This is a genomic window from Actinoplanes sp. NBC_00393 (assembly GCF_036053395.1).
GTDB lineage: Bacteria > Actinomycetota > Actinomycetes > Mycobacteriales > Micromonosporaceae > Actinoplanes.
The window spans coordinates 8,780,247-8,802,694 of the sequence record NZ_CP107942.1 but is presented as its reverse complement, the minus strand read 5'-3'; the positions used below and the strand labels follow the sequence as shown (position 1 = coordinate 8,802,694).

General features: G+C 68.5%; 19 protein-coding genes and 1 pseudogene. All 20 read right to left on the bottom strand.

Annotated features, from left to right (window positions below):
• Positions 1-41: 41 nt before the first annotated feature.
• Positions 42-1,001 (bottom strand): polyprenyl synthetase family protein, encoded by a 960-nt coding sequence (locus OHA21_RS40760; RefSeq protein ID WP_328478855.1) that lies wholly within the window; start codon positions 999-1,001, stop codon positions 42-44.
• A gap of 228 nt (positions 1,002-1,229) precedes the next feature.
• Positions 1,230-2,162 carry a pyridoxamine 5'-phosphate oxidase family protein gene (locus tag OHA21_RS40755; RefSeq protein WP_328464438.1) on the bottom strand — a complete coding sequence of 311 codons (933 nt, stop codon included), beginning with the start codon at positions 2,160-2,162 and terminating at the stop codon, positions 1,230-1,232.
• Positions 2,163-2,246: 84 nt separating this feature from the next.
• A complete protein-coding gene (gene nuoN, locus OHA21_RS40750; protein ID WP_328464436.1) occupies positions 2,247-3,779 on the bottom strand; it encodes an NADH-quinone oxidoreductase subunit NuoN in 1,533 nt (510 codons plus the stop codon).
• A 3-nt stretch (positions 3,780-3,782) separates the two neighbouring features.
• Positions 3,783-5,321 carry an NADH-quinone oxidoreductase subunit M gene (locus OHA21_RS40745; RefSeq protein WP_328464434.1) on the bottom strand — a complete coding sequence of 513 codons (1,539 nt, stop codon included), beginning with the start codon at positions 5,319-5,321 and terminating at the stop codon, positions 3,783-3,785.
• Complete coding sequence (gene nuoL / locus OHA21_RS40740; RefSeq protein WP_328464432.1) at positions 5,318-7,249, bottom strand: NADH-quinone oxidoreductase subunit L; 1,932 nt, start codon at positions 7,247-7,249, stop codon at positions 5,318-5,320. The genes OHA21_RS40745 and nuoL overlap by 4 nt, the downstream gene beginning before the upstream one ends.
• Before the next feature lie 11 nt (positions 7,250-7,260).
• Complete coding sequence (nuoK, locus tag OHA21_RS40735; protein ID WP_328464430.1) at positions 7,261-7,560, bottom strand: NADH-quinone oxidoreductase subunit NuoK; 300 nt, start codon at positions 7,558-7,560, stop codon at positions 7,261-7,263.
• Complete coding sequence (locus OHA21_RS40730) at positions 7,557-8,300, bottom strand: NADH-quinone oxidoreductase subunit J (protein WP_328464428.1); 744 nt, start codon at positions 8,298-8,300, stop codon at positions 7,557-7,559. The genes nuoK and OHA21_RS40730 overlap by 4 nt, the downstream gene beginning before the upstream one ends.
• Positions 8,300-8,917: an NADH-quinone oxidoreductase subunit NuoI gene (gene nuoI, locus OHA21_RS40725; protein ID WP_328464426.1), complete on the bottom strand. Its 618-nt coding sequence runs from the start codon at positions 8,915-8,917 to the stop codon at positions 8,300-8,302. Before nuoI ends, OHA21_RS40730 begins: the two co-directional genes overlap by 1 nt.
• A 1-nt stretch (position 8,918) precedes the next feature.
• Positions 8,919-10,289, bottom strand: a complete 1,371-nt coding sequence (gene nuoH / locus OHA21_RS40720; protein ID WP_328464424.1) for an NADH-quinone oxidoreductase subunit NuoH — start codon at positions 10,287-10,289, stop codon at positions 8,919-8,921.
• Positions 10,286-12,784, bottom strand: a complete 2,499-nt coding sequence (locus OHA21_RS40715; RefSeq protein WP_328464422.1) for an NADH-quinone oxidoreductase subunit G — start codon at positions 12,782-12,784, stop codon at positions 10,286-10,288. Before OHA21_RS40715 ends, nuoH begins: the two co-directional genes overlap by 4 nt.
• 58 nt (positions 12,785-12,842) lie before the next feature.
• Positions 12,843-14,159 (bottom strand): NADH-quinone oxidoreductase subunit NuoF, encoded by a 1,317-nt coding sequence (nuoF, locus tag OHA21_RS40710; protein ID WP_328464420.1) that lies wholly within the window; start codon positions 14,157-14,159, stop codon positions 12,843-12,845.
• Between the two features lie 299 nt (positions 14,160-14,458).
• Positions 14,459-15,310: pseudogene (gene nuoE, locus OHA21_RS40705) on the bottom strand (NADH-quinone oxidoreductase subunit NuoE); the annotation flags it as partial.
• Complete coding sequence (locus tag OHA21_RS40700) at positions 15,310-16,635, bottom strand: NADH-quinone oxidoreductase subunit D (RefSeq protein ID WP_328464416.1); 1,326 nt, start codon at positions 16,633-16,635, stop codon at positions 15,310-15,312. The pseudogene nuoE and the gene OHA21_RS40700, both read right to left, overlap by 1 nt.
• The gene (locus OHA21_RS40695; protein ID WP_328464414.1) at positions 16,632-17,351 is read right to left on the bottom strand and encodes an NADH-quinone oxidoreductase subunit C; all 720 of its coding nucleotides are present in this window, start codon (positions 17,349-17,351) and stop codon (positions 16,632-16,634) included. The genes OHA21_RS40700 and OHA21_RS40695 overlap by 4 nt, the downstream gene beginning before the upstream one ends.
• Positions 17,348-18,019, bottom strand: coding sequence for a NuoB/complex I 20 kDa subunit family protein (locus OHA21_RS40690; protein WP_328464412.1), 672 nt, complete (start codon positions 18,017-18,019; stop codon positions 17,348-17,350). Before OHA21_RS40690 ends, OHA21_RS40695 begins: the two co-directional genes overlap by 4 nt.
• A gap of 4 nt (positions 18,020-18,023) precedes the next feature.
• Positions 18,024-18,389, bottom strand: a complete 366-nt coding sequence (locus OHA21_RS40685; protein ID WP_203896409.1) for an NADH-quinone oxidoreductase subunit A — start codon at positions 18,387-18,389, stop codon at positions 18,024-18,026.
• Between the two features lie 84 nt (positions 18,390-18,473).
• Positions 18,474-19,766: a geranylgeranyl reductase family protein gene (locus OHA21_RS40680; RefSeq protein WP_328464410.1), complete on the bottom strand. Its 1,293-nt coding sequence runs from the start codon at positions 19,764-19,766 to the stop codon at positions 18,474-18,476.
• A gap of 121 nt (positions 19,767-19,887) precedes the next feature.
• Complete coding sequence (locus OHA21_RS40675; protein WP_328464408.1) at positions 19,888-20,145, bottom strand: hypothetical protein; 258 nt, start codon at positions 20,143-20,145, stop codon at positions 19,888-19,890.
• A 49-nt stretch (positions 20,146-20,194) separates the two neighbouring features.
• Entirely contained in the window at positions 20,195-20,890 is a 696-nt protein-coding gene (locus OHA21_RS40670) for a demethylmenaquinone methyltransferase (protein ID WP_328464406.1), read from the bottom strand.
• Positions 20,891-21,171: 281 nt separating this feature from the next.
• Positions 21,172-22,413, bottom strand: a complete 1,242-nt coding sequence (gene mqnC / locus OHA21_RS40665; protein WP_328464404.1) for a cyclic dehypoxanthinyl futalosine synthase — start codon at positions 22,411-22,413, stop codon at positions 21,172-21,174.
• Positions 22,414-22,448 lie beyond the last annotated feature (35 nt).

The window sequence follows — 22,448 nt, the reverse complement described above, 5'->3', positions numbered from 1 at the left end:
GATGAAGTCGCAGAGCGCCTCCACCGCTGACCGGACCCGGCTCAGCCCGTGCGGTCGGCGATGAAGTTGCAGAGCGCCTCCATCGCGCGCCGCGCGTCACCGGCCGGCAGCGGCGCGAGCTGCGCCCGCGCCTCCTCGGCATAGGTCCGCACCGTCTCGCGCGCCCGCTTCATCGCGGCCGACTCGCGCAGCAGCGTCAGCGCCTCGGCGTGCAGCGCGTCGTCGGTGATCGGGCCGGCCGACAGCAGCTCACGCAGCCGGACCGCGGAGGGATCGGTGTCCTCGTCGGCCAGCGCGTAGAGCACCGGCAGGGTGGGCACGCCCTCCCGCAGGTCGGTGCCGGGCGTCTTGCCGGACTGCACCGACTCGGAAGCGATGTCGAGCAGGTCGTCGGAGAGCTGGAACGCGATGCCGATCGTCTCGCCGTACCCGGCGAGCGCCTCCACATACTCCACCTGGGCGCCGGAGAACATGCCGCCGAAGCGGGCCGCGGTCGCGATCAGCGAAGCCGTCTTCTCCGTGATGACGTGCAGGTAGTGCTCGATCGGGTCGCTGCCGCGCGGGCCGACCGTCTCGGCGATCTGGCCGTGCACCAGGCGCGCGAAGGTCTGCGCCTGCAGGTGCACCGCCTCGGTGCCGAGCGCCGCGGCCAGGTCGGCAGCCTGGGCGAAGAGGTAGTCACCGACGAGGATGGCCACCGAGTTGCCCCACCGCGCGTTCGCGCTGGGCGCCCCACGCCGGACGGCGGCCTCGTCCATCACATCATCGTGATAGAGCGTGGCGAGGTGCGTCAGCTCGACGACGTTGGCCGCATCGACGATCTCCGGCGCCGTCGGATCACCGAACTGGGCGCCGAGCGCCACCAGCAGCGGACGGAACCGTTTGCCACCGGCGTCGGCGAGATGGCGCGCGGCCTCTGCCACCAGTGGATCGGCGCTGGCCACATGGCCACGCAGCGCCTCCTCCACGGCGACCAAGGTCGCCGACACCGACGCGTCCATCGCGGGATCCACGTCGAGGCCCAGCGACGACAGCTGAGTCAGATCACCGGTGCTCACCACGCTTTCACGATGCCATACCGGTCCGACGGTTTCTGTCCCAGGGTGGCACGCGACAAGATCAAAGATCCGACAGCATGGGTACGAGTCTGCACAAAGTCCTCCGACTACGCAGCGGCCTGGGCACCGCACCGGCGGGCAGGGCCGCCGCCGGGCTGATGCGGTGGTTTCTCACCCCTGCCGGACCTGCTTACGGATCGCCCGGTACTGCCCCCACGGGATGGCCGGACGAGCCCACTGACGACGTTCCAGATACTTCTTGGTGCTGGCCCGGGTCTCCCGGATGATCCGGAGTTGATCCAGCGCACCGCCCTTGTGCCGCGCCCCCGGCTCCACGAGCCGCTCCGGTTTCAGCAGCCAGCCCGACCCGTCGGACACCAGCGCACCGCGCACGCTCGCGTTGTACAGCTTCGACAGTTCGTCGTCGTGCCGGTGCACCAGCAGGCCGGCCGGCCCGGCCGCGACCGGAACGCCGTCCGGGACCGCCACCCGATACCCGCCGTCCTCGGCGGTCACCGTCGTACGCAACAGCACCGGCGCACCGGTGTCGTCGACCGCGGTCAGCACCGCCGACTCGAACGCGGCCAGCACCGGCGCCCCGAGCAGCGTGCTGGCGGAAGGCCTCGACGGCGTGGGAAGGGGCCGCTGTACCACCTCGGACGGGGTCACCGTGATCAGCAGCCGCATGTAATAGAAATCGGTCAGCAGCGTCATCGGCCAGTCCAGGTAGGCCTGCGAACTCGGCTGCCGTGCCATCAGCCGCTCCCACAGCACCCGCAGGTCGCCGGTGGGCTCGGTGTGCACCTCGTCGGGGCAGGTGGCGACTCCGCGTACCAGAATCTGTTCCGGCTGGTCCAGGCCGCTGGCCGTGGGGTCGGAGAAGAGCAGAGCCACCCGGCCGTCCCGGCGCACGTTGAAGGCCTTCTGCGGATAGCCCAGCGAGGTGGTCAGCAGGATCGACCCGTCCGCGTTCACGATCCCGGAGGTCGGCCAGGCGACCGGTGCACCGCTCTTGGTGAGGGTGGCGAACTCGCAGGTCCGATACGCCTCGATGGTCTCCACCAGAGGAGAGCCGGGCGTCAGCAGGCGGGGCGATTCAGACACGACGACAATCCTAGATGGATCGCGTTGCCGGCCGATAAACGAAAGCGGCCCAGGCGAACCTGGACCGCTTTCGATCAGGGATGCCTATCTGACGAAGTCGGCTGCCTGCCGGGTCAGCTCGATCAGCGGCGACGGGGCGACACCCAGCGCCAGCGTGACGATCACGCCGATGCCCAGCACCGCCGAGGTGAGGAAACCCGGGATCGAGACCGCCGGCGTGGACTCCCCCGGTTCGGAGAGCCACATCAGCACCACGACCCGGAGGTACGGGAAGGCCAGCAGCATGCTGGTGATCACGCCGAAGATCACCAGCCAGGTCTGCCCACCCTCGACAGCCGCCCCGAACACCGCGAACTTGCTGGTGAAACCGCTGGTCAGCGGGATACCGGCGAAGGCGAGCAGGACGAACGTGAAGGTGGCGGCGAGCAGCGGGCTCTTCCGGCCGATGCCGGCCCACCGGGACAGGTGGGTGGCCTCGCCGTCCGCGTCCCGCACCAGGCTGATGATCGCGAACGCCGCGAGCACCGAGAACCCGTACGCGACCAGGTAGAACATCGTGCTGCTGAGACCCTCGTCGTTCAGGGCCAGCACGCCCACCATCAGGTAGCCGGCGTTCGCGATCGACGAGTACGCCAGCAGGCGCTTCAGGTCGGTCTGGGTGACCGCCAGCACCGCGCCGACGAACATGGTGAGCACCGCGATCACCCCGAGGACCGGCTGGAAGTCCCAGCGCACCCCCTCGAACGCCACGTAGAGCACGCGCAGCAGGGCACCGAACGCGGCCACCTTGGTGCAGGCGGCCATGAACGCGGTGACCGGGGTCGGCGCACCCTGGTAGACGTCGGGCGTCCACACGTGGAACGGCGCCAGCGCGGCCTTGAAGAGCAGACCGATCGAGACGAGGCCGAGGCCGGCGTAGAGCAGCACCTGGCTCTGCGTCGGGTTGGCCACCGCGGTGTGCACGTCCTCCAGCTGGATGCCGCCGGCGAAGCCGTACAGGAAGGCGACACCGAAGAGGAAGAACGCGGAGGCGTACGAGCCGAGCAGGAAGTACTTGAGCGCGGCCTCCTGGCTGAGCAGTCGCCGACGTCGGGCCAGCGCGCAGAGCAGGTAGAGCGGCAGCGAGAAGACCTCCAGCGCCACGAACATGGTGAGCAGGTCGTTCGCGGCGACGAAGAGCGTCATGCCGCCGAGCGCGAACGTGGTCAGCGGGTACACCTCGGTGGACCCGGGCCGGCCGCCGGCCTGCTCCATGTCCTTCTTCGAGCCGACCGTGACGGCGGCCTGCGAGACGAACGCGCCGCCCTTCTCGATGGTCCGCTCGCCGATCAGCAGCAGCGACACCCCACCGAGCACCAGGATCGCGCCCTGCAGGAAGAGCGTCGGGCCGTCAACCGCAACGGCTCCGCCGATGGTGATCGTACGAGTGCCGCGCTCCATCACCACCGCGATCAGAGCCGCGACCACCGCGAGCAGCGACAGACCCAGCTGGACGCCGTTACGGAGTCGGCGCGGGAAGAGCACCTCGACGAGAACCCCGGTACAGGCCGCGCCGAAGAGGATCAGCATGGGGAGCAGCGCCCCGTAGTCGATCGAGGGCAGTTCGAGTTGTTCCATGGCTCAGCCGCCCACCTTTCCATCCGCCACGGCCGTGGGGGCCGGGTCGGTCTTGCCGACGTCCGCCATGGTGGCCTCCACCGCCGGGTTGATCACGTCGGTGATCGGCTTCGGGTAGAAGCCGAACACCAGCAGCATTGCGATCAGCGGGGCGACCACGACCTTCTCCCGGAGGGTGAGGTCCTTCGACATCGCCGGCATCTCGGTCAGGGCCGGGTTGAGCGTGCCCTGCGTGGTCCGCTGGATCATCCACAGCACGTACGCGGCGGCCAGGATGATGCCGAGCGTAGCGATCACCGCGATCGGCTTGTTCGTGCTGAACGTGCCGATCAGCACCAGGAACTCGCTGACGAACGGCGCGGTGCCGGGTAGCGCCAGGGAGGCGAGACCGGCGAAGAACAACACCCCGGCCAGCACCGGGACCAGCTTGCCGGCCCCGCCGAAGTCACTGACCAGTGCCGAACCGCGCCGGGCCACGAACATCCCGACCACGATGAACAGCAGGCCGGTGGCGAGGCCGTGGTTGACCATGTAGAGCACCGCACCGGTTCCGGCCTGGGTGGTGAAGGCGAAGATGCCGATGCCGATGAAGCCGAAGTGCGCGATCGACGTGTACGACACCAGCCGCTTCAGGTCGTTCTGGCCGACCGCGAGCAGCGCCGCGTAGATGATGCCGATGACGGCCAGGATCAGCGCGGCCGGCGCGAACCAGCGCGACGCCTCCGGGAAGAGCGAGAGGCAGTAGCGCAGGATGCCGAACGTGCCGACCTTGTCCATCACGCCGACCAGCAGCGCGGCGGCACCGGCCGGTGCGGCGCCACCGGAGTCCGGCAGCCAGGTGTGGAACGGGAAGAACGGCGCCTTGATCGCGAACGCCACGAAGAAGCCGAGGAACAGCCAGCGCGCGGTGTTCGTGTCCAGCGAGGCGGCGTTGGCGGCGAGCTCCGCGAAGTCGAAGGTCTGCCCGCCGACCACCCACAGCCCGATCACCGCGGCCAGCATGAAGAGGCCGCCGACCAGGCTGTAGAGGAAGAACTTCACCGCTGCGTACTGCTTCTGGCCGGAGCCGAACGAGCCGATGATGAAGTACATCGGGATCAGCATGACCTCGAAGAACACGTAGAAGAGGAAGACGTCCGCCGCGGCGAAGACGCCGATCATCGTGAACTCGAAGGTGAGCAGCAGCGCGAAGTACGCCGGCGCGGATCGCGTGCTCTGATCCACGTCGTGCCAGGACGCCAGGATGACGATCGGGAACAGCACCGCGATCAGCATCAGCATGACGAGCGCGATGCCGTCCGCGGCGAAGGTGAAGTTCACACCCCACGCCGGGATCCACGGGTACGACTCGTGGAACTGGAACCGGTCGCCGTCGATCGAGAAGGCGACCCACATGAAGATGCTGAGCACCAGGACGACCAGCGACCAGCCCAGCGCCACCAGTTTGGCCAGCTCGGCCCTGGTGCGCGGGATGAACGCCACCACCGCGGCGCCTACCAGCGGCAGGAGCGTCAGGATGGAGAGGAAAGGAAAGTCGCTCACACCAACCACCCCAGCTGGATCGCGATGAAGGCGCCGACCACCAGCATGGCGCCGGTGAGCATCGACAGGGCGTACGAGCGGACGAAGCCGGTCTGGAGCCGCCGCAGCCGCCCGGACCCACCGCCGACCGCGGCCGCGATGCCGTTCACCACGCCGTCGACCCCCTTGTTGTCGACGAAGACCAGGAACCGGGTGAGGTAGATCCCGGGCCGCTCGAACACCGCCTCGTTGAACGCGTCGGTGTAGAGGTTGCGGCGGGCCGCGGTAACCAGCACACCGGCTGGCTGCGGCTCGAGCGCCGTGCCGTTGCGGAACAGCGCCCAGGCCAGGCCGACCCCGATGACCGTCACCAGCAGCGACAGGATCGTGATCACGGTGTGCGACAGCACGCCGTGCGCCGCCTCGCCCTCTTCCGCACCGAAGACCGGGGTCAGCCAGTCCGGCACGCTGGTGCTCATCAGCCAGCCGGCCGCCACCGAGCCGATCGCCAGCAGGATCAGCGGGATCGTCATGATCGGTGGCGACTCGTGCGGGTGCTTGTTCTCCTCGGTCCAGCGGGCCGGGCCGTGGAACGTCAGCACGAAGAGCCGGGTCATGTAGAAGGCGGTCAGGCCGGCGCCGAGCAGCGCGGCCATGCCGAACACCCAGGCCTCCCAGGTCACCTCACGCTCGAAGGCGGCCGCGATGATCGGCTCCTTGGAGAAGAAGCCGGAGAGCGGCGGAATGCCGATGATCGCGAGCCATCCGGTGGCGAACGTGATCCAGGTGATCTTCATGTGCTTCGAAAGGCCGCCGAACCTGCGGATGTCGACCTGATCGTGCATGCCGTGCATGACCGACCCGGCCCCGAGGAACATGTTCGCCTTGAAGAAGCCGTGCGCCAGCAGGTGGACGATGGCCAGCGCGTACGCCGCACCACCGAGCCCGACACCGAGGAACATGTAGCCGATCTGCGAGACCGTCGACCAGGCGAGGACCCGCTTGATGTCGTCCTTCGCCGCACCGATGATGCAGCCCATCAGCAGGGTGATCGCGCCGACCGCGACGGTGACCAGCTCGAGCGTCTCGTTCGCCGAGAAGACCGGGTTGGACCGGGCGATCAGGTAGACACCGGCGGTGACCATGGTCGCCGCGTGGATGAGCGCCGACACCGGGGTCGGGCCCTCCATCGCGTCCGGCAACCAGGCCTGCAGCGGGAACTGACCCGACTTGCCGCAGGCGCCGATCAGGAGCAGCAGCCCCAGCACCAGCACCGTGGTCGCGGAGAGCCCGCTCAGCCCGTTGAACACCGCGCCGTAATCGGTGGTGCCCAGCGTGACGAACATGATGAAGATGCCGATGGCGAGGCCGGCGTCGCCGACCCGGTTCATCAGGAACGCCTTCTTACCGGCCGTGGCCGCCGACGGGCGGGTGTACCAGAAGGAGATCAGCAGGTACGACGCCAGACCGACGCCCTCCCAGCCGAAGTAGAGCATCACGTAGTTGTTGCCCAGGACCAGCAGCAACATCGCCGCGACGAAGAGGTTGAAGTAGCCGAAGAACCTCCGGCGACCGGGGTCGTGCTCCATGTAGCCGACCGCGTACAGGTGGATCAGTGAGCCGACGCCGGTGATCAGCAGGACGAAGACGCCGGAGAGCGGGTCGAAGAGCAGGCCGAAGTCGACCTGCAGACTGCCGACGGCGATGAATTCCCAGAGGTTGAGCTCGGCTGAGCGTTGCCCGTCCTCCAGCCCGGAGAGCGAGATGAAGAAGATCAGCCCGAGCACGAAGGTGACGGCGACCGAGAGGACGCCGAGCCAGTGCCCCCACTTGTCGGCACGTTTGCCGAGCAGCAGCAGGACGGCCGCGCTGGCGAGGGGAATCGCCACCAGCAGCCAGATGAGGCTCAACACTCCCGTCGCCGGGGCGAACTCCACAGTTCTTTCCACGTGAAGGCCCTTCAGTACTTGAGGAGGTTCGCGTCGTCGACGCTCGCCGAGCGCCGCGTACGGAAGATCGACATGATGATGGCGAGGCCGACCACGACCTCGGCTGCCGCGACGACCATCACGAAGAACGAGATGATCTGGCCGTCCAGGCCGCCGTTGATCCGGCTGAAGGTGACCAGCGCCAGGTTCGCCGCGTTGAGCATCAGCTCGATGCACATGAACAGCACGATCGCGTTGCGGCGGATCAGGACCCCGGTGGCGCCGATGGTGAAGAGAATGGTCGCCAGGACGAGGTAGTAATCAGGCGTCATTTCTCGGTTCCCTTCGGAGCCGCCTCGATCTCGCTCAGCTCACGGACCGGGAGGATCGGGGAGATGCTGCGTTCGGCGCCGTTGCCGTCGGGCAGCCGGGCCGGCGCGGCCACCGACATGGTGTTCGCGTAGACGCCGGGACCCGCCTTCGGACCGGGGTAGTTGCCCGGCCGGAAGCGCTCGCGCATCCGGGTGACCTGGTCGGCCTTGTCCTCCTTGGCCTTCTCCACGTGCGCCAGGATCATCGCGCCGACCGCTGCCGTGATGAGCAGCGCCGAGGTCACCTCGAAGGCGAAGACGTACTGGGTGAACAGGAGTGCGGCCAGGCCCTGGACGTTGCCGTTCGCGTTCGCCGCGTCCAGACCCGCCACGAACGTCGTGCCGAGCGAGCGGGCCAGCCCGGTCGCGATCAGCGCGGCGAAACCGATACCCAGCGCGATGGCGGCGAGCCGCTGACCACGCAGAGTCTCGATCAGCGAGTCCGAGGCGTCCCGGCCGACCAGCATCAGCACGAACAGGAACAGCATCATGATCGCGCCGGTGTAGACGATGATCTGCACCATGCCGAGGAACGGCGCCGCGTTGACCACGTAGAGGAAGCCCAGGCAGAGCATCGTCACGACCAGCCAGAGCGCGGAGTGCACCGCGTTACGGGCCAGCACCATGCCGAGCGCGCCGATCACCGCGACCGAACCCAGGATCCAGAAGGCGACCTGCTCGCCGGTGGATACCGCGTCCATCACACGGCCTCCTTGCTGGGAACGCCGGGCGCGCTGGGAGCGGCCTGCCCGGTGGCGTCCTCGGCCTCGTTCGTGGCCCACGGCGCCCGCTCGGCGCCGACCGAGGTGCCCGGGTTGGTGAGGGCGCCGACGTAGTAGTCCTTGTCGGTCTCACCGAGGCGCATCGGGTGCGGCGGCTGCTCCATGCCGGGCAGCAGCGGCGCCAGGAGCTCCTTCTTCGTGAAGATCAGATCCTGGCGGTTGTCGCGGGCCAGCTCGTACTCGTTGCTCATGGTGAGCGAGCGGGTCGGGCAGGCCTCGATGCAGAGCCCGCAGAAGATGCACCGGGCGTAGTTGATCTGGTAGATCTTCGCGTACCGCTCACCCGGCGAGAACCGCTGCTCGTCGGTGTTGTCGCCGCCCTCGACGTAGATCGCGTCGGCCGGGCAGGCCCAGGCGCACAGCTCGCAGCCGATGCACTTCTCCAGCCCGTCCGGGTGCCGGTTGAGGATGTGCCGGCCGTGGTAGCGCGGCGCCGGCTTCGGCGGCGAGAACGGGTAGTCGGTCGTGATCACCTTGCGGAACATGTGCGCGAAGGTCACGCCGAAACCCTTGAAGGAGCCGGTGAACGTGCCCACGTCACACCTCCTTCGTTTCGGACTCGCCGCCGACCGCGGCCGGGGCACGTTCGGCCACGGCTCGACGGGCACGCGGGCTCGGCGGCACTTGCAGGTCCATCGGTGGCACCGGGAAACTGCCCGGCGGTCGCTGATGCACCTGTTCCTCGAGCGACAACTGCTTCGGCTTCTTCTGCGCCGGCCAGCCCCACGCGACGGCCAGCACTACGACGGCGATGGCGACCGCGGAGATCAACCGGGCCTCGCTGCTGAAGGCGCCGCTCTGGGCGACCTTGAAGTAGGCCAGGAACAGGATCCAGACCAGGTTGACCGGGATCAGCACCTTCCAGCCGAACCGCATGAACTGGTCGTAGCGCATCCGGGGCAGCGTCGCGCGGAGCCAGATGAAGCCGAAGAGCAGCGCGAACACCTTGAGGAAGAACCAGATCAGTCCGAAGTAGCCGGCGTTGGCGCCCTCCCAGACCGCGGTGATCGGCCACGGGGCCCGCCAGCCGCCCAGGAACAGCGTGGTGCAGAACGCCGAGACGGTGATCATGTTGATGTACTCGGCGAGGAAGAAGAGCGCGAACTTGAACGACGAGTACTCAGTGTGGAAGCCACCGACCAGCTCGGACTCCGCCTCGGGCAGGTCGAACGGCGCCCGGTTGGTCTCGCCGACCGCCGCGATCATGTAGATCAGGAAGCTCGGCAGGAGCTGGACCGCGTACCACCCGGGGGCGGTCAGTTCGACGCCGAAGATGTTCACCGGGTTGCCGTCGGCCTGCGCGGCGACGATCTGCGAGGTGCTCATCGTGCCGGCGGTCATGAACACCGCCACGATGGAGAGCCCCATCGCGACCTCGTACGAGATCATCTGCGCGCTGGACCGGAGACCACCGAGCAGCGGGTAGGTCGAGCCGGACGCCCAGCCGGCCAGCACCACGCCGTAGACGGCCATCGACGAACAGGCCAGCAACACCAGCACGGAGACCGGTACGTCAGTCAGCTGCAGAGCGGTCTGGTGACCGAACATGTTCACCACACCGCCGAACGGGATCACCGCGAAGGCGGTGAACGCCACCGTCGCCGAGATCACCGGGGCGATGAAGTAGACCACCTTGTCGGCGGTCTTCGGAATGATCTCCTCCTTGAACGGCAGCTTCAAGCCGTCGGTGAGGCTCTGCAACCAGCCCTTCGGACCCACCTGGTTCGGGCCGGGCCGGACCGCCATCCGGGCCACGACCTTGCGCTCATAGTTGATCGTGAACAGCGTCAGCAGCAGGAGCAGCACGAACACGCCGAACAGCTTGATCAGCGTGATCCACCAGATGTCGTTCTCGAACGTCTCCAGCGTCGGGTCGACGGCGTGCGCCGCGAGGACCACGGAGTTCATTGAGCAGCTCCCTCGGCAAGGATCGGACCGGGCACCCCGGCCGTCAGCTTGACCACCGCACCCGCGGTGACGCCGAGACTGCGGCGCACCGTCGAGCCCGGCGAGTTGGTGGGCAGCCAGACCACGCGCGGCGGCAGGTCGGTGATCGCGGCCGGAAGCGTCACGCTTCCGCGACCGGTTCCGACCGTGACCAGGTCACCGTCGGCGACCCCGAGCTCCTCGGCCAGGCCCTTGCCGAGGCGGACCACCGGCGGACGGGCCGTACCGGCCAGCACCTGGTCACCGTCGAGCAGGGAACCCAGGTCGATCAGCTGGTGCCAGGTCGCGAGGACAGCCTCGTGCTCACCCGTACGCGGAAGGTCGGTCGTCTCGGTGACCGGCTGCGCAGGCCGCGGCGCGCTGCTGGCCGGCATCCCGCCCAGCTCGCGGCGGATGGCCAGGACGTCTCCGGTGTTCAGGGTGACGTCCAGCAGCGCCGCGATCGCCTCCAGCACCCGGCCGTCGGTCATCGCGGTGCTGGTCAGCACCGCACCGAAGGACCGCAGCCGCCCTTCCCAGTCCATGTAGGTGCCGGCTTTCTCGACCGCCGGGGCGATCGGCAGCACCACGTCGGCCCGGCGGGTCACCGCGCTCTGCCGGACCTCCAGGCTGACCAGGAACGGCACCGCGTCGAGCGCCTCCTCGGCCAGCCGCGGATCGGCCAGGTCGGCCGGGTCCACGCCGCCGACCAGCAGACCGCCGAGCGTGCCGTCCGCAGCCGCCGCGATGATCCGGTCGGTGTCCCGGCCCGGGCTGCTCGGCAGCACACCCGCGTCGGTCCGCCAGGTCAGCGAGAGCTCGGCCCGGGCGGCCGCGTCGGTGACCGGACGGCCACCGGGCAGCAGGTTGGGCAGGCAGCCGGCGTCGAGCGCACCCCGGTCACCGGCCCGGCGCGGCACCCACGCGAGGCGGGCACCAGTGCGGGCGGCCAGGTCGGCCGCCGCGCTGAGCCCGCCCGGCACGGTGGCCAGCCGCTCACCCACGATCAGCAGGGCGCCGGGTGCGCTGAGCGCGCCGGCGAGAGCCGCGTCGGTGTTGAGCAGCCGGGCCTCGTCACCCGGGACGGCCGCGACGAGCGCGGCGCCGAGCTTTTCAAAACCGCGGGAGAGGTACGGCGAAACTGCGGTGACCTTGAGCTTCCCCTTGACGTGGCCCTTACGCAGGCGCAGGAAGAGGATCGGGCACTCCTCCTCCGGCTCCAGCCCCACGATCACGACCGACGGCGCGTTCTCCACATCGGCGTACGTGACCTCGGAGGTGCCGGCCACGACCGAGGCGAGGAAGTCCGCCTCCTCGGTCGTCGTCAGCGGCGCTCCGGAGGCACGCAGCGGGCGGGCCCGGAAGTCGATGTCGTTGGTGCCGAGCACGGCACGGGCGAACTTCGCGTAGGCGTACGCATCCTCGACCGTCAGTCGCCCACCCGGCAGAACGCCCACGCCGCGCTCCCGCGCGGCCCGCAGGCCCTCGGCCGCCGCGAGCAGAGCCTCGCTCCAGGACGCCTCGCGCAGCTCACCGCTGGCCGCGTCGCGGACCAGCGGGGTGGTGAGCCGGTCGGTGGCGGTGGCGTACCGGAAGCCCCAGCGGCCCTTGTCGCAGTTCCACTCCTCGTTCACCGCCGGGTCGTCGCCGGCCAGCCGGCGCAGCACCTTGCCGCGGCGGTGGTCGGTGCGCTGGGCGCAGCCGGCGGCACAGTGCTCGCAGGCGCTCGGCGTGGAGACCAGGTCGAACGGGCGGGCACGGAACCGGTACTGCTCGCCGGTGAGCGCGCCGACCGGGCAGATCTGGATGGTGTTGCCGGAGAAGTACGAGTTGAACGGGACGTCCCCCTCGCCCTCACCGACCTGGCCGTCCCCGGTGCCCTCGCCGCCGAAGAAGTCGTCCCGGTAGACGTTGATCTGCTCGCCGGACGAGCGGTCCATCAGGTCGATGAACTTGTCACCGGCGATCTCCTCGGAGAACCGGGTGCAGCGCTGGCAGAGCACGCACCGCTCCCGGTCCAGCAGCACCTGGCTGGAGATGTGGATCGGCTTTTCGTACTCCCGCTTGTGCTCGTGGAAGCGGGTGTCCGCGCGGCCGGTGCTCATCGCCTGGTTCTGCAGCGGGCATTCGCCGCCCTTGTCACAGGTCGGGCAGTCGAGCGGGTGGTTGATCAGCAGCATCTCCATGATGCCGGCCTGCGCCTTGGCCGCCACCGGCGAGCTGAGCTGGGTCTTGACCACCATGCCCTCGGCCACCGTCTGGGTGCACGAGGCGACCGGCTTGCGCTGGCCCTCCACCTCGACCAGACACTGCCGGCAGGCGCCGGCCGGGGCCAGCAGCGGGTGGTCGCAGAACCGCGGGATGGCGATACCCATCCGCTCGGCGACCCGGATGACCAGCTCACCCTTTTCGGCGGTGACCTCGACGCCGTCCACGGTCAGCGAGACGGTGTCGGCCCTCTTGGCTACATCAGTCACCTGTGCCTACCTTTCGATGCGGACTGCGGGGCTTGCTTCGCTGCGCTCCTCGCTCGCATCAGTGCGCTCCTACAAGGGACTTCTCGGAGAGCCGCGGCGCGGTGCGGCCCTCGATGTAGCCGAGGTAGTCGTCCCGGAACCACTTGAGCGTCGACACGACCGGCGTCGCCGCGCCGTCGCCGAGGCCGCAGAAGGACCGGCCGAAGATGTTGTCCGCGGTGTCCTGCAGGGTGTCCAGGTCGGCGTAGGTGCCCTGACCGGCGAGGATCCGCCGGTAGGTGCGGACCATCCAGTAGTTGCCCTCGCGGCACGGGGTGCACTTGCCGCACGACTCGTGGTGGTAGAACTCCAGCCACCGCCACGTGTTGTAGACCGGGCAGTCCTGGTCCGAGAAGATCTGCATCGCCGTGGTGCCGAGGATCGACCCGGCCGCCGCGACACCCTCGAAGTCCATCGGGGTGTCGATGTGCTCGGCGGTCAGGATCGGCGTCGACGAGCCGCCCGGCGTCCAGAACTTCAGGTTGTGGCCGGGCTTCATGCCCCCGGCCAGCTCGATCAGCTCGCGCAGAGTGATACCGAGGCCGCACTCGTACTGGCCCGGGTTGACCACCCGGCCGGAGAGCGAGTAGATCATCGGGCCGGCCGACTTCTCGGTGCCCATGCTCTTCCACCAGTCCGCGCCGCCCAGCACGATGTACGGCACGCTGGCGATGGTGCCGACGTTGTTGACCACGGTCGGGCTGGCGTAGAGACCCGCGATGGCCGGGAACGGCGGGCGCAGCCGGGGCTGGCCGCGGAAGCCTTCCAGCGAGTCCAGCAGCGCGGTCTCCTCACCGCAGATGTACGCCCCCGCGCCGCTGTGCACGACGAGATCGAGGTCGAACCCGGACTTGAGGATGTTCTTGCCGAGGTAGCCCTTGGCGTACGCCTCCTGGACCGCGTTGCGCAGCCGGCGAGCGGCGTGCACCGCCTCACCGCGGATGTAGATGAACGCCCGGTTCGCGCGGATCGCGTAGGAGGCGATGATCGCGCCTTCGATCAGCGAGTGCGGGTCGTACGTCATCAGCGGCAGGTCCTTGCAGGTGCCCGGCTCGCCCTCGTCCGCGTTGATCACGAGGTAGTGCGGCTTGCCGTCGCCCTGCGGGATGAAGCCCCACTTCAGGCCGGTCGGGAAGCCGGCGCCGCCGCGACCGCGCAGACCGGAGTCCTTGATCAGCTGGATCAGGTCGTCCGGGTGCACGTCGAGCGACTTGCGGAGTGCCGCATAGCCGTCGAGCCGCTCGTAGACCCCGATCTGCCAGGCGTCCGGCGAGAGCCAGCGCTTGGTCAGGACGGGGGTGAGCTTCTGGAGGACCTCCGGCCGTGGCTGGGTCACTTCTCCTCCTCGGTACCGCTCGGGACGTTGCTGGCCGGCTTCTGCTCGGCGTTGCGCTGGCTGACGATCCGCTCGCCCCGGGTGCTGTCACCGGCGGGTTTGCCGTCGCCGGCCGGTTCGTTGCCCTCGACCCCGGCTTCTTCGGCGGGAGTGTCGGGCACCGGGGTCGTCGTCTGGGGAGTGCCGGGGGTGTCCGCCGTGGGGTTGCGGGACTCCGCCGCGCGTACCTCCGGGTCCTTGACGTCGCCGGTGTCGGTGGGCCGCCCGGCGTGCCGGCGCTCCTCCACCTTGTCGGCCACCGCGCCGGCCGCCGCCTTGACCGCGCCCGCGGCCTTCTTGGCGGCGGTCGTGAGGCGGCCCTCCGGCTTGGCCTCGACCGGCTTGTCGGCGTCGTCGGTCCGGGGCGGCAGAGCGCTCTCGTCGCGGGCCGGCTTGGTCTTGGTGATCGGGCTCTCCGGGTCGAACCCGGCGACCGCGATGCCGTGCTCCTGCGCCAGGCGAACGCCGCGCAGCGTCGGCGCCCCGGCCACCCCGTCAGCGACAGCGCCGTCGCGCGGGTCGGCGAAGCCGGCCAACTGGTACTGCATCTCCTTGAGCGAGCAGATCCGGGCGCCGCGGGCCGGGGTCGGCCGCTCACCCCTGCGCAGGTTCTCCACCAGCTCGACTGCGGCCTGCGGGGTTGCCTCGTCGACGGTGAAGTCGTAGTTGACCGTCACCACCGGGGCGTAGTCGCAGGCGGCCAGGCACTCGGCGTGCTCCAGCGTGATCTTGCCGTCGGCGGTGGTCTGGTCGTGCCCGACGCCGAGGTGCTCGCTCAGCTGGTCGTAGACCTCCTGGCCGCCCATGACGTTGCACAGCGTGTTGGTGCAGACGCTGACCAGGTATTCACCCGTCGGGCGGCGCTTGTACATGGTGTAGAAGGTGGCCACCGCGCCGACCTGGGCCTTGTTGATCCCGAGGATCTCGGCACAGAACGCCACACCGGTCGGGCTGACGTGGCCCTCCTCGGTCTGCACCAGGTGCAGCAGCGGCAGGAGCGCCGACCGCTCCCGGCCCACCGGGTAGCGGGCCAGGATCTCCAGCGCCGGCTCGAGCAGCTTCTCCGCGAGCGGTGCTGCCGCTGGGGAAAATTCCACCGTTGTTTCGGACATCAGCGGTCACACCCACCCATCACGGGGTCCAGCGAGGCGCCGCCGGCGATCACGTCGGCCAGCAGTGCCCCCTCTGCCATCGCGGGAATGGCCTGGAGGTTGACGAAGCTCGGCTCGCGGTAGTGCACCCGGTACGGATGCGTCCCGCCGTCGGAAACCGCGTGAACGCCGAGTTCGCCACGCGGATGCTCGACCGCGACATAGACTTGACCAGGCGGAACCCGGAAGCCCTCGGTCACGAGCTTGAAATGGTGGATCAGCGACTCCATCGACTGACCCATGATCTTGGCGACGTGCTCGAGCGAGTTGCCGAGCCCGTCGAGGCCGAGCGCGAGCTGCGACGGCCAGGCGATCTTCTTGTCCTCGATCCAGATCGGGCCGGGACGGAGACGGTCCAGCGCCTGCTCGACGATCTTCAGCGACTCCCGGATCTCCGCCACCCGGACCAGGTAGCGGCCCCAGACGTCGGCGGTCGTCGCGGTCGGCACGTCGAACTCGTAGTTCTCGTACCCGCTGTACGGCATCGTCTTGCGCAGGTCCCAGGGCAGGCCGGCGGCGCGGAGCACCGGGCCGGTGATGCCGAGGGCCAGGCATCCGGTGACGTCCAGGACGGCGACGCCCTGCGTCCGCTGCTGCCAGATGATCTGGCCGGACAGCATCGCCTCGTATTCCTTGAGCTTCTTCGGCAGGTACTTGAGGAAGTCGCGGATCTTGCGAACCGCGGACTCCGGGAGATCCTGCGCGAGGCCGCCGGGCCGGATGTAGCCGTTGTTCATCCGCAGGCCGGAGGTCTCCTCGAAGATGTCGAGGATGTACTCACGCTCGCGGAAGCCGTAAAGCATCATCGAGATGGCGCCCAGCTCCATGCCGGTGGTGGCCAGCCACACCAGGTGCGAGGCGATCCGCTGGAGCTCCATGAACATGACCCGGATCGTGTTCGTCCGCTCGGTGATCTGGTCGGTGATCCCGAGCAGCTTCTCCACCGCGAGGCAGTACGCCGCCTCGTTGGACATGTTCGACAGGTAGTCCATGCGGGTCACGAACGTGACGCCCTGGGTCCAGTTCCGGTACTCGAGGTTCTTCTCGATCCCGGTGTGCAGGTAACCGATGACCGGCCGGCACTCGGTGACCGTCTCGCCCTCGAGCTCCAGGACCAGCCGGAGCACGCCGTGCGTGGACGGGTGCTGCGGGCCCATGTTGACGACGATCTTCTCGTTGCTGAGCGGGTCGACGCTGGCGGTCAGCGTGTCCCAGTCGCCGCCGGTGACCGTGAAGACCCGGCCTTCGGTGGTTTCGCGCTCGCTCGCGTACTCGGATGTCGTCACTGGTAGACCCTCCGCTGGTCCGGCGGCGGAATTTCGGCACCCTTGTACTCGACCGGCACGCCGCCGAGCGGGTAGTCCTTGCGCTGGGGGTGGCCCTCCCAGTCGTCCGGCATCAGGATCCGGGTGAGGTTCGGATGGCCGGCGAAGACGACGCCGAACATGTCGTAGACCTCCCGCTCCTGCCAGTCGGCCGTCGGGTAGACCTGGGTGACGCTCGGGACGGTCACGCCGTCCGCCACCGCGACCTCCAGACGTACCCGCCGCCGGTACGTCATGGAGGTCAACTGGTACGTCACGTGAAACCGTCGCTCGTCGGAACCGAGGTAGTCGACCGCGTCCACCGACGAACAGAGTTCGAACCGCAACGACTCGTCGTCGCGCATTACCTGACACACCTCGGCGATGTTTTCGGCACGCACGTGAAGTGTGAGCTCGGCCCTATCTACGACCACCTTCTCGATGGCTTCGTTGATGGCCGGATAAGCTTCCTCCAACGCGTCATAGACGTCGTCGAAATACCCGCCGTACGGCCGCGGGCTGTCAAAAACAGCAGGTCGCGGGCGGACCAGACGACCGAAACCGGAAACGTCTCCGGTTCCTTTGACACCGAACATGCCCTTGTCGGGGCTGGGCGGTGTCTGCGCGGGCGCACCGATCTCCGCACCTACCGGTGCGGTAGTCGGAACACCACCGTCAGTTCCGGTCTCCATTGTCATTTGTCCACCTCCCGCAAATGCGGCTGGAGCTTCATCCAGTTCTCGATCCGCAATTGCTCCTCGCGGCCTTCCTTGACGGCCTGGGTCCATTCCGCGCGGCGGACCTTGTCGGCCCGGTACGACGACGGCATGGCGCCCGGAGCCACGATCGGGACCCGACCCTCGGCCTCACGGGCCGCCAGCATCTTCCGCCCGTTCGGGCCGAGCGGCTGGGCCATGACCTTCTCGCGCATCTTGAGGATCGCGTCGATCAGCATCTCCGGCCTCGGCGGACAGCCCGGCAGGTAGATGTCGACCGGGACGATGTGGTCCACGCCCTGCACGATCGCGTAGTTGTTGAACATGCCTCCGGACGAGGCACAGACGCCCATCGAGATCACCGAGCGGGGCTCCGGCATCTGGTCGTAGATCTGCCGGACGACCGGGGCCATCTTCTGGCTGACCCGGCCGGCGACGATCATCAGGTCGGCCTGCCGGGGCGAGGCGCGGAACACCTCCATCCCCCAGCGGCCCAGGTCGTAGTGGGGTCCGCCGGCGGCCATCATCTCGATGGCGCAGCAGGCGAGGCCGAAGGTGGCGCCCCAGAACGACGACTTACGGGCCCAGTTGGACAGCTTCTCCACGCTCGTCAGCAGGATGCCTGACGGGAGTTTCTCTTCGATTCCCATGTGATCAGTCCCAGTTGAGGCCGCCACGCCGCCACACGTACGCGTAGGCGATGAAGACGGTGAGGATGAACAGGACCATCTCCACGAACCCGAACAGGCCGAGCATGTCGAAGGACACGGCCCACGGGTACAGGAAGATGGTCTCGATGTCGAAGATGATGAAGAGCATCGCGGTCAGATAGAACTTGACCGGGAACCGGCCGCCACCGATCGGCTGTGGTGCGGGCTCGATGCCACATTCATAGGCGTCGAGCTTGGCTCGGTTGAATCTCTTGGGCCCGACGATCGGTGCCACGGACACCGAGAACAACGCGAAAAGGGCGCCAAGAATCAGCAACCCGACGATCGGGACATAAGGGTTGATCGTCATCACTACTCCCGTACGACTGTTAGCCGCTTCACACTAGTTACTGTGGTTCTGTAGTCCTTTGGTCGGGGGTGCCCTGATTCGCCGTCAGACGGCGGGCGCCACCTTGGTGAGGCCGTTGATGATGCGGTCCATGGCGTCGCCACCCCGGGGGTCGGTGAGGTTGGCCAGGAGTTTCAGGACGAACTTCATGAGCAGCGGCTGGGGCATGCCGTACTTCGTGGCGAGCCGCATGATCTGGGGGTTGCCGATCAACTTCACGAATATCCCGCCGATCCGGTAGTAACCACCGAACCGCAGACTCAATTCAGCGGGATACGCACGGAGCGCCCGCTCCCGGTCCGCGCCGGCGGGGCGGGCCAGGGCCTGCACCGCCACCTCGGCCGCCAGCTCGCCGGACTCCATCGCGTACGCGATGCCCTCGCCGTTCATCGGGTTGACCATGCCACCGGAATCGCCGACCAGCATTACCCCGCGGGTGTAATGCGGCACCCGGTTGAAACCCATCGGCAGCGCGGCGCCGAGAGTCTGACCCTCCGCATTCGCCTCGTCACGCAGACCCCAGTCCTCCGGGGTGGTGCCGAGCCAGTCAGTCAGCAGCGCGCGGTAGTTGGTCTTGCCGAATGCGTCGGACGAGTTGAGGATGCCGAGACCGACGTTCACCCGGCCGTCGCCGAGGCCGAAGATCCACCCGTACCCGGGGAGGAGCCGGCCCGGGTCCTGCGCGCTGCGCAGCTCCAGCCAGGACTCCAGGAAGTTGTCGTCCGCCTTGACCGTGGACCGGTAGTAGCGGCGGACGGCCACGCCGAGCGGGCGGTCGTCGCGCTTGGCCAGCCCGAGGGCGAGCGGGAACTTGCCGGAGACGCCGTCCGCGGCGATCACGAGCGGCGCTCGGTACTCCACCGGCTCGCGGTCCGGGCCCTTCGCCTGGACGCCGATGACGTAGCCGTCGTCGTCGAGCACCGGGCCGGTGACGTTCACACCGGTGCGCAGCAGCGCGCCCGCTTCGGTGGCGCGCTGGGCCAGCATGTCGTCGAAGTCGAGCCGGGTGCGGACCAGCCCGTAGTTGGGGAAGCTCGCGAGATCCGGCCAGTCCAGCTCCAGCCGGACCCCGCCGCCGATCACCCGCAGACCACGGTTGTGCAGCCAGCCGGCCTTCTCCGAGGTGTCCACGCCCATCCGGATGAGCTGACGGACCGCACGCGGGGTCAGACCGTCGCCGCAGACCTTCTCGCGGGGGAACTCGGTCTTCTCCAGAAGCAGCACCCGGATGCCGTGGCGGGCCAGGTGGTAGGCCGCGGCTGACCCGCCCGGACCGGCTCCGACCACGATCACATCCGCCTCGTCGGCGACGATCGCACCTGCTCCGTGGTCGTTCACGGTCCCACCTCCGGTCTCGCGCGAGGCTCGTGAATTAGTTCACAAGCGTGCCTCGATCGGAGTGTAGGCCGACAATCGAAGATCTTTGCGCTTAGGTTCCCCTAATTTCTGGGAACGCCCTTCAGGCCTGCTCAGATTCGCGTAGAACCCGGTCCGCCACGCCGAGCGCGGGCCCGTCCAGATGGCTGCGGATAGTGCCGCCCATCGCCTTGTCCAGCGCGACGATGAGCTCTTCGACCAGGTCCTGGGCCAGCAGCGGGTCCTGCGCCGCGACCATCCGCAACCGGGTGGCGAGCTCGGTGGCGCGCCGCTCCCCGGCCTCGCCCTCGTCGATCGCGAGGTCGATGTCGGTGTCCTCGAGATGTCCGATATTCGTCATATCCCGAGCTAAACAGCAGCTTCGCGACCGTGTAAGCGGAATGCCGGATTTATACCCGGGTGGCGCGATGCAGCGCCACGATGCCGCCGGAAAGGTTGCGCCAGCCCACCCGGTCCCAGGGACCGGCGTCCGCGATCCGGGCCGCCAGACCCGCCTGGTCCGGCCAGGCACGGATCGATTCGGCCAGATAGACGTACGCCTCCGGGTTGCTGGACACCCCTCGCGCGACCGCCGGCAGGGACCGCATCAGGTACGACAGGTACACCGTGCGGAACGCCGCGTTGGTCGGGTGGCTGAACTCGCACACCACAAGGCGCCCGCCCGGCCGGGTGACCCGGGCGAGCTCACGCAGCGCAGCCGCGGTGTCCACGACGTTACGCAGCGCGAAGGAGATCGTCACCGCGTCGAAGGTCTCGTCGGCGAATGGCAGCCGCAGCGCGTCCCCGGCGAGCAGCGGCACCTCGCGCTGCGCGTGCCGGCCGGCCCGCAGCATCCCGACCGACAGGTCGGCGCCGACCGCGAACGCGCCGGACCGGCTCAGCTCCTCCGTGGAGATGCCGGTGCCGGCGCCCACGTCCAGGACCCGCTCGCCCGGCCGCAGGCCCAGAGCGGCCCGGGTGGCCCGGCGCCAGCCGCGGTCCTGCCCGAAGGAGAGCACAGTGTTGGTGAGGTCGTACCGCTTGGCGACGCCGTCGAACATCTCGGCGACCTCGTGCGGCTGCTTGTCCAGATCTGCGCGCGTCACGCCACTACTCTGCCAGGCCCGGAAAACAGAACAGGCGGGATGGTTACCCCATCCCGCCCGCACCTTGTGCGTTATATATACGACCGCCATCGGTCGGGTCCGACATCCCGTCACCGTGGTGGGCGACGACTGAGCATGTTGCCTTACGCAGGCAACCTAACCAGCCGGAACCGGCCGGGACAGTCAACAGGCGGGCTCGTTACTAAGGAGCAACCCGCCCTCAACAGTCCGGTGATATGGCCCCTGGCCGAACGGCCCACTGCCACCCCCCGGAAAGGGGGTCAGGAGGCCTCGACCAGCGGCAGCTGGGTGCGGCCGGCGCCGCCGCCGGGGATCGCGATCGACGAGAAGTGCGACACCACCCGGTCGTCGGTGGGGTCGTCCGCCGCGGTGTGGTGCACGGCGAGATGGCTGTACCAGGTGTCGCGCTGGGCCGGGATCCGGTCCGCGGTGCGGATCATCGAGATCAGCTCCTGCAGGTTCGACCGGTGCCGGGCGCCGGCCGAGGAGATCACGTTCTCCTCCAGCATGATCGAGCCCAGGTCGTCGACGCCCATGTGCAGCGAGAGCTGGCCGATGTCCTTACCAGTGGTCAGCCAGGACGCCTGGAGGTGCGCCACGTTGTCGAAGAACAGCCGGGAGACCGCGATGAAACGCAGGTACTCCATCGTGGTGGCCTGGGTGCGGCCCTTCAGGTGGTTGTTCTCCGGCTGATAGGTCCACGGGATGAAGGCGCGGAAGCCACCGACGTCGTGGCTCTGCTCCACGGCGTCGTCGCGATAGCCGTTCGCGACGGCGAGATCCTGCACGTCACGGATCATGCGGATGTGCTCGATGCGCTCCGCGTTCGTCTCACCCGTACCCATCATCATGGTCGCGGTTGAAGAGAGACCGTTGCGATGCGCGACCGCCATGGCCTCGAGCCAGCGTTCGCCGCTCTCCTTGAGCGGCGCGATCGCCTTGCGCGGACGCTCGGGCAGCATCTCCGCGCCGGCGCCCGCGATCGAGTCGAGCCCGGCCGCCTTGATCCGGAGCACCGCCTCCTCGATCGAGGTGCCGGAGATCTTGGCCATGTGCAGGATCTCGCTGGGGCCGATCGAGTGGATGGCGATCTGCGGGTACGCCTGCTTGACCGAGGAGAACAGCTCCTCGTAATACTCGATGCCGTAGTCGGGGTGGTGGCCGCCCTGGAGCATCACCTGGGTGGCGCCGAGCTCGACCGCCTCGCCGCACCGGCGCAGGATCTCCTCGGTCGGGTGCGACCAGCCCTCCTTGTGCTTGGGGGCCCGGAAGAACGCGCAGAACTTGCACGCCGTGACGCACACGTTGGTGTAGTTGATGTTCCGGTCGATCAGGTAGGTGACGATCCCGTCCGGATAGCGCCGGCGCCGGACCGCGTCAGCCGCCTCACCCAGCGCGTGGAAGGGGGCCTGCGTGTAGAGCAGCAGCGCCTCCTCGGGCGTGATCCGCCCGCCGTCGGCGCCGCGCTGCAGGATGCTGTCGATCTCCTGGTTCGCCGTCACGCCCAGAAGCGTACGTCTCTGCGGCACCAGCCGTC

Excerpts from the sequence above, each read along its gene's own strand:
- OHA21_RS40760 (WP_328478855.1), bottom strand. The coding sequence starts at position 1,001 with ATGGACGCGTCGGTGTCGGCGACCTTGGTCGCCGTGGAGGAGGCGCTG.
- nuoN (WP_328464436.1), bottom strand. The coding sequence starts at position 3,779 with ATGGAACAACTCGAACTGCCCTCGATCGACTACGGGGCGCTGCTCCCC.
- nuoK (WP_328464430.1), bottom strand. The coding sequence starts at position 7,560 with ATGACGCCTGATTACTACCTCGTCCTGGCGACCATTCTCTTCACCATC.
- OHA21_RS40730 (WP_328464428.1), bottom strand. The coding sequence starts at position 8,300 with ATGGACGCGGTATCCACCGGCGAGCAGGTCGCCTTCTGGATCCTGGGT.
- nuoH (WP_328464424.1), bottom strand. The coding sequence starts at position 10,289 with ATGAACTCCGTGGTCCTCGCGGCGCACGCCGTCGACCCGACGCTGGAG.
- OHA21_RS40695 (WP_328464414.1), bottom strand. The coding sequence starts at position 17,351 with ATGACAATGGAGACCGGAACTGACGGTGGTGTTCCGACTACCGCACCG.
- OHA21_RS40690 (WP_328464412.1), bottom strand. The coding sequence starts at position 18,019 with ATGGGAATCGAAGAGAAACTCCCGTCAGGCATCCTGCTGACGAGCGTG.
- OHA21_RS40685 (WP_203896409.1), bottom strand. The coding sequence starts at position 18,389 with ATGACGATCAACCCTTATGTCCCGATCGTCGGGTTGCTGATTCTTGGC.
- OHA21_RS40675 (WP_328464408.1), bottom strand. The coding sequence starts at position 20,145 with ATGACGAATATCGGACATCTCGAGGACACCGACATCGACCTCGCGATC.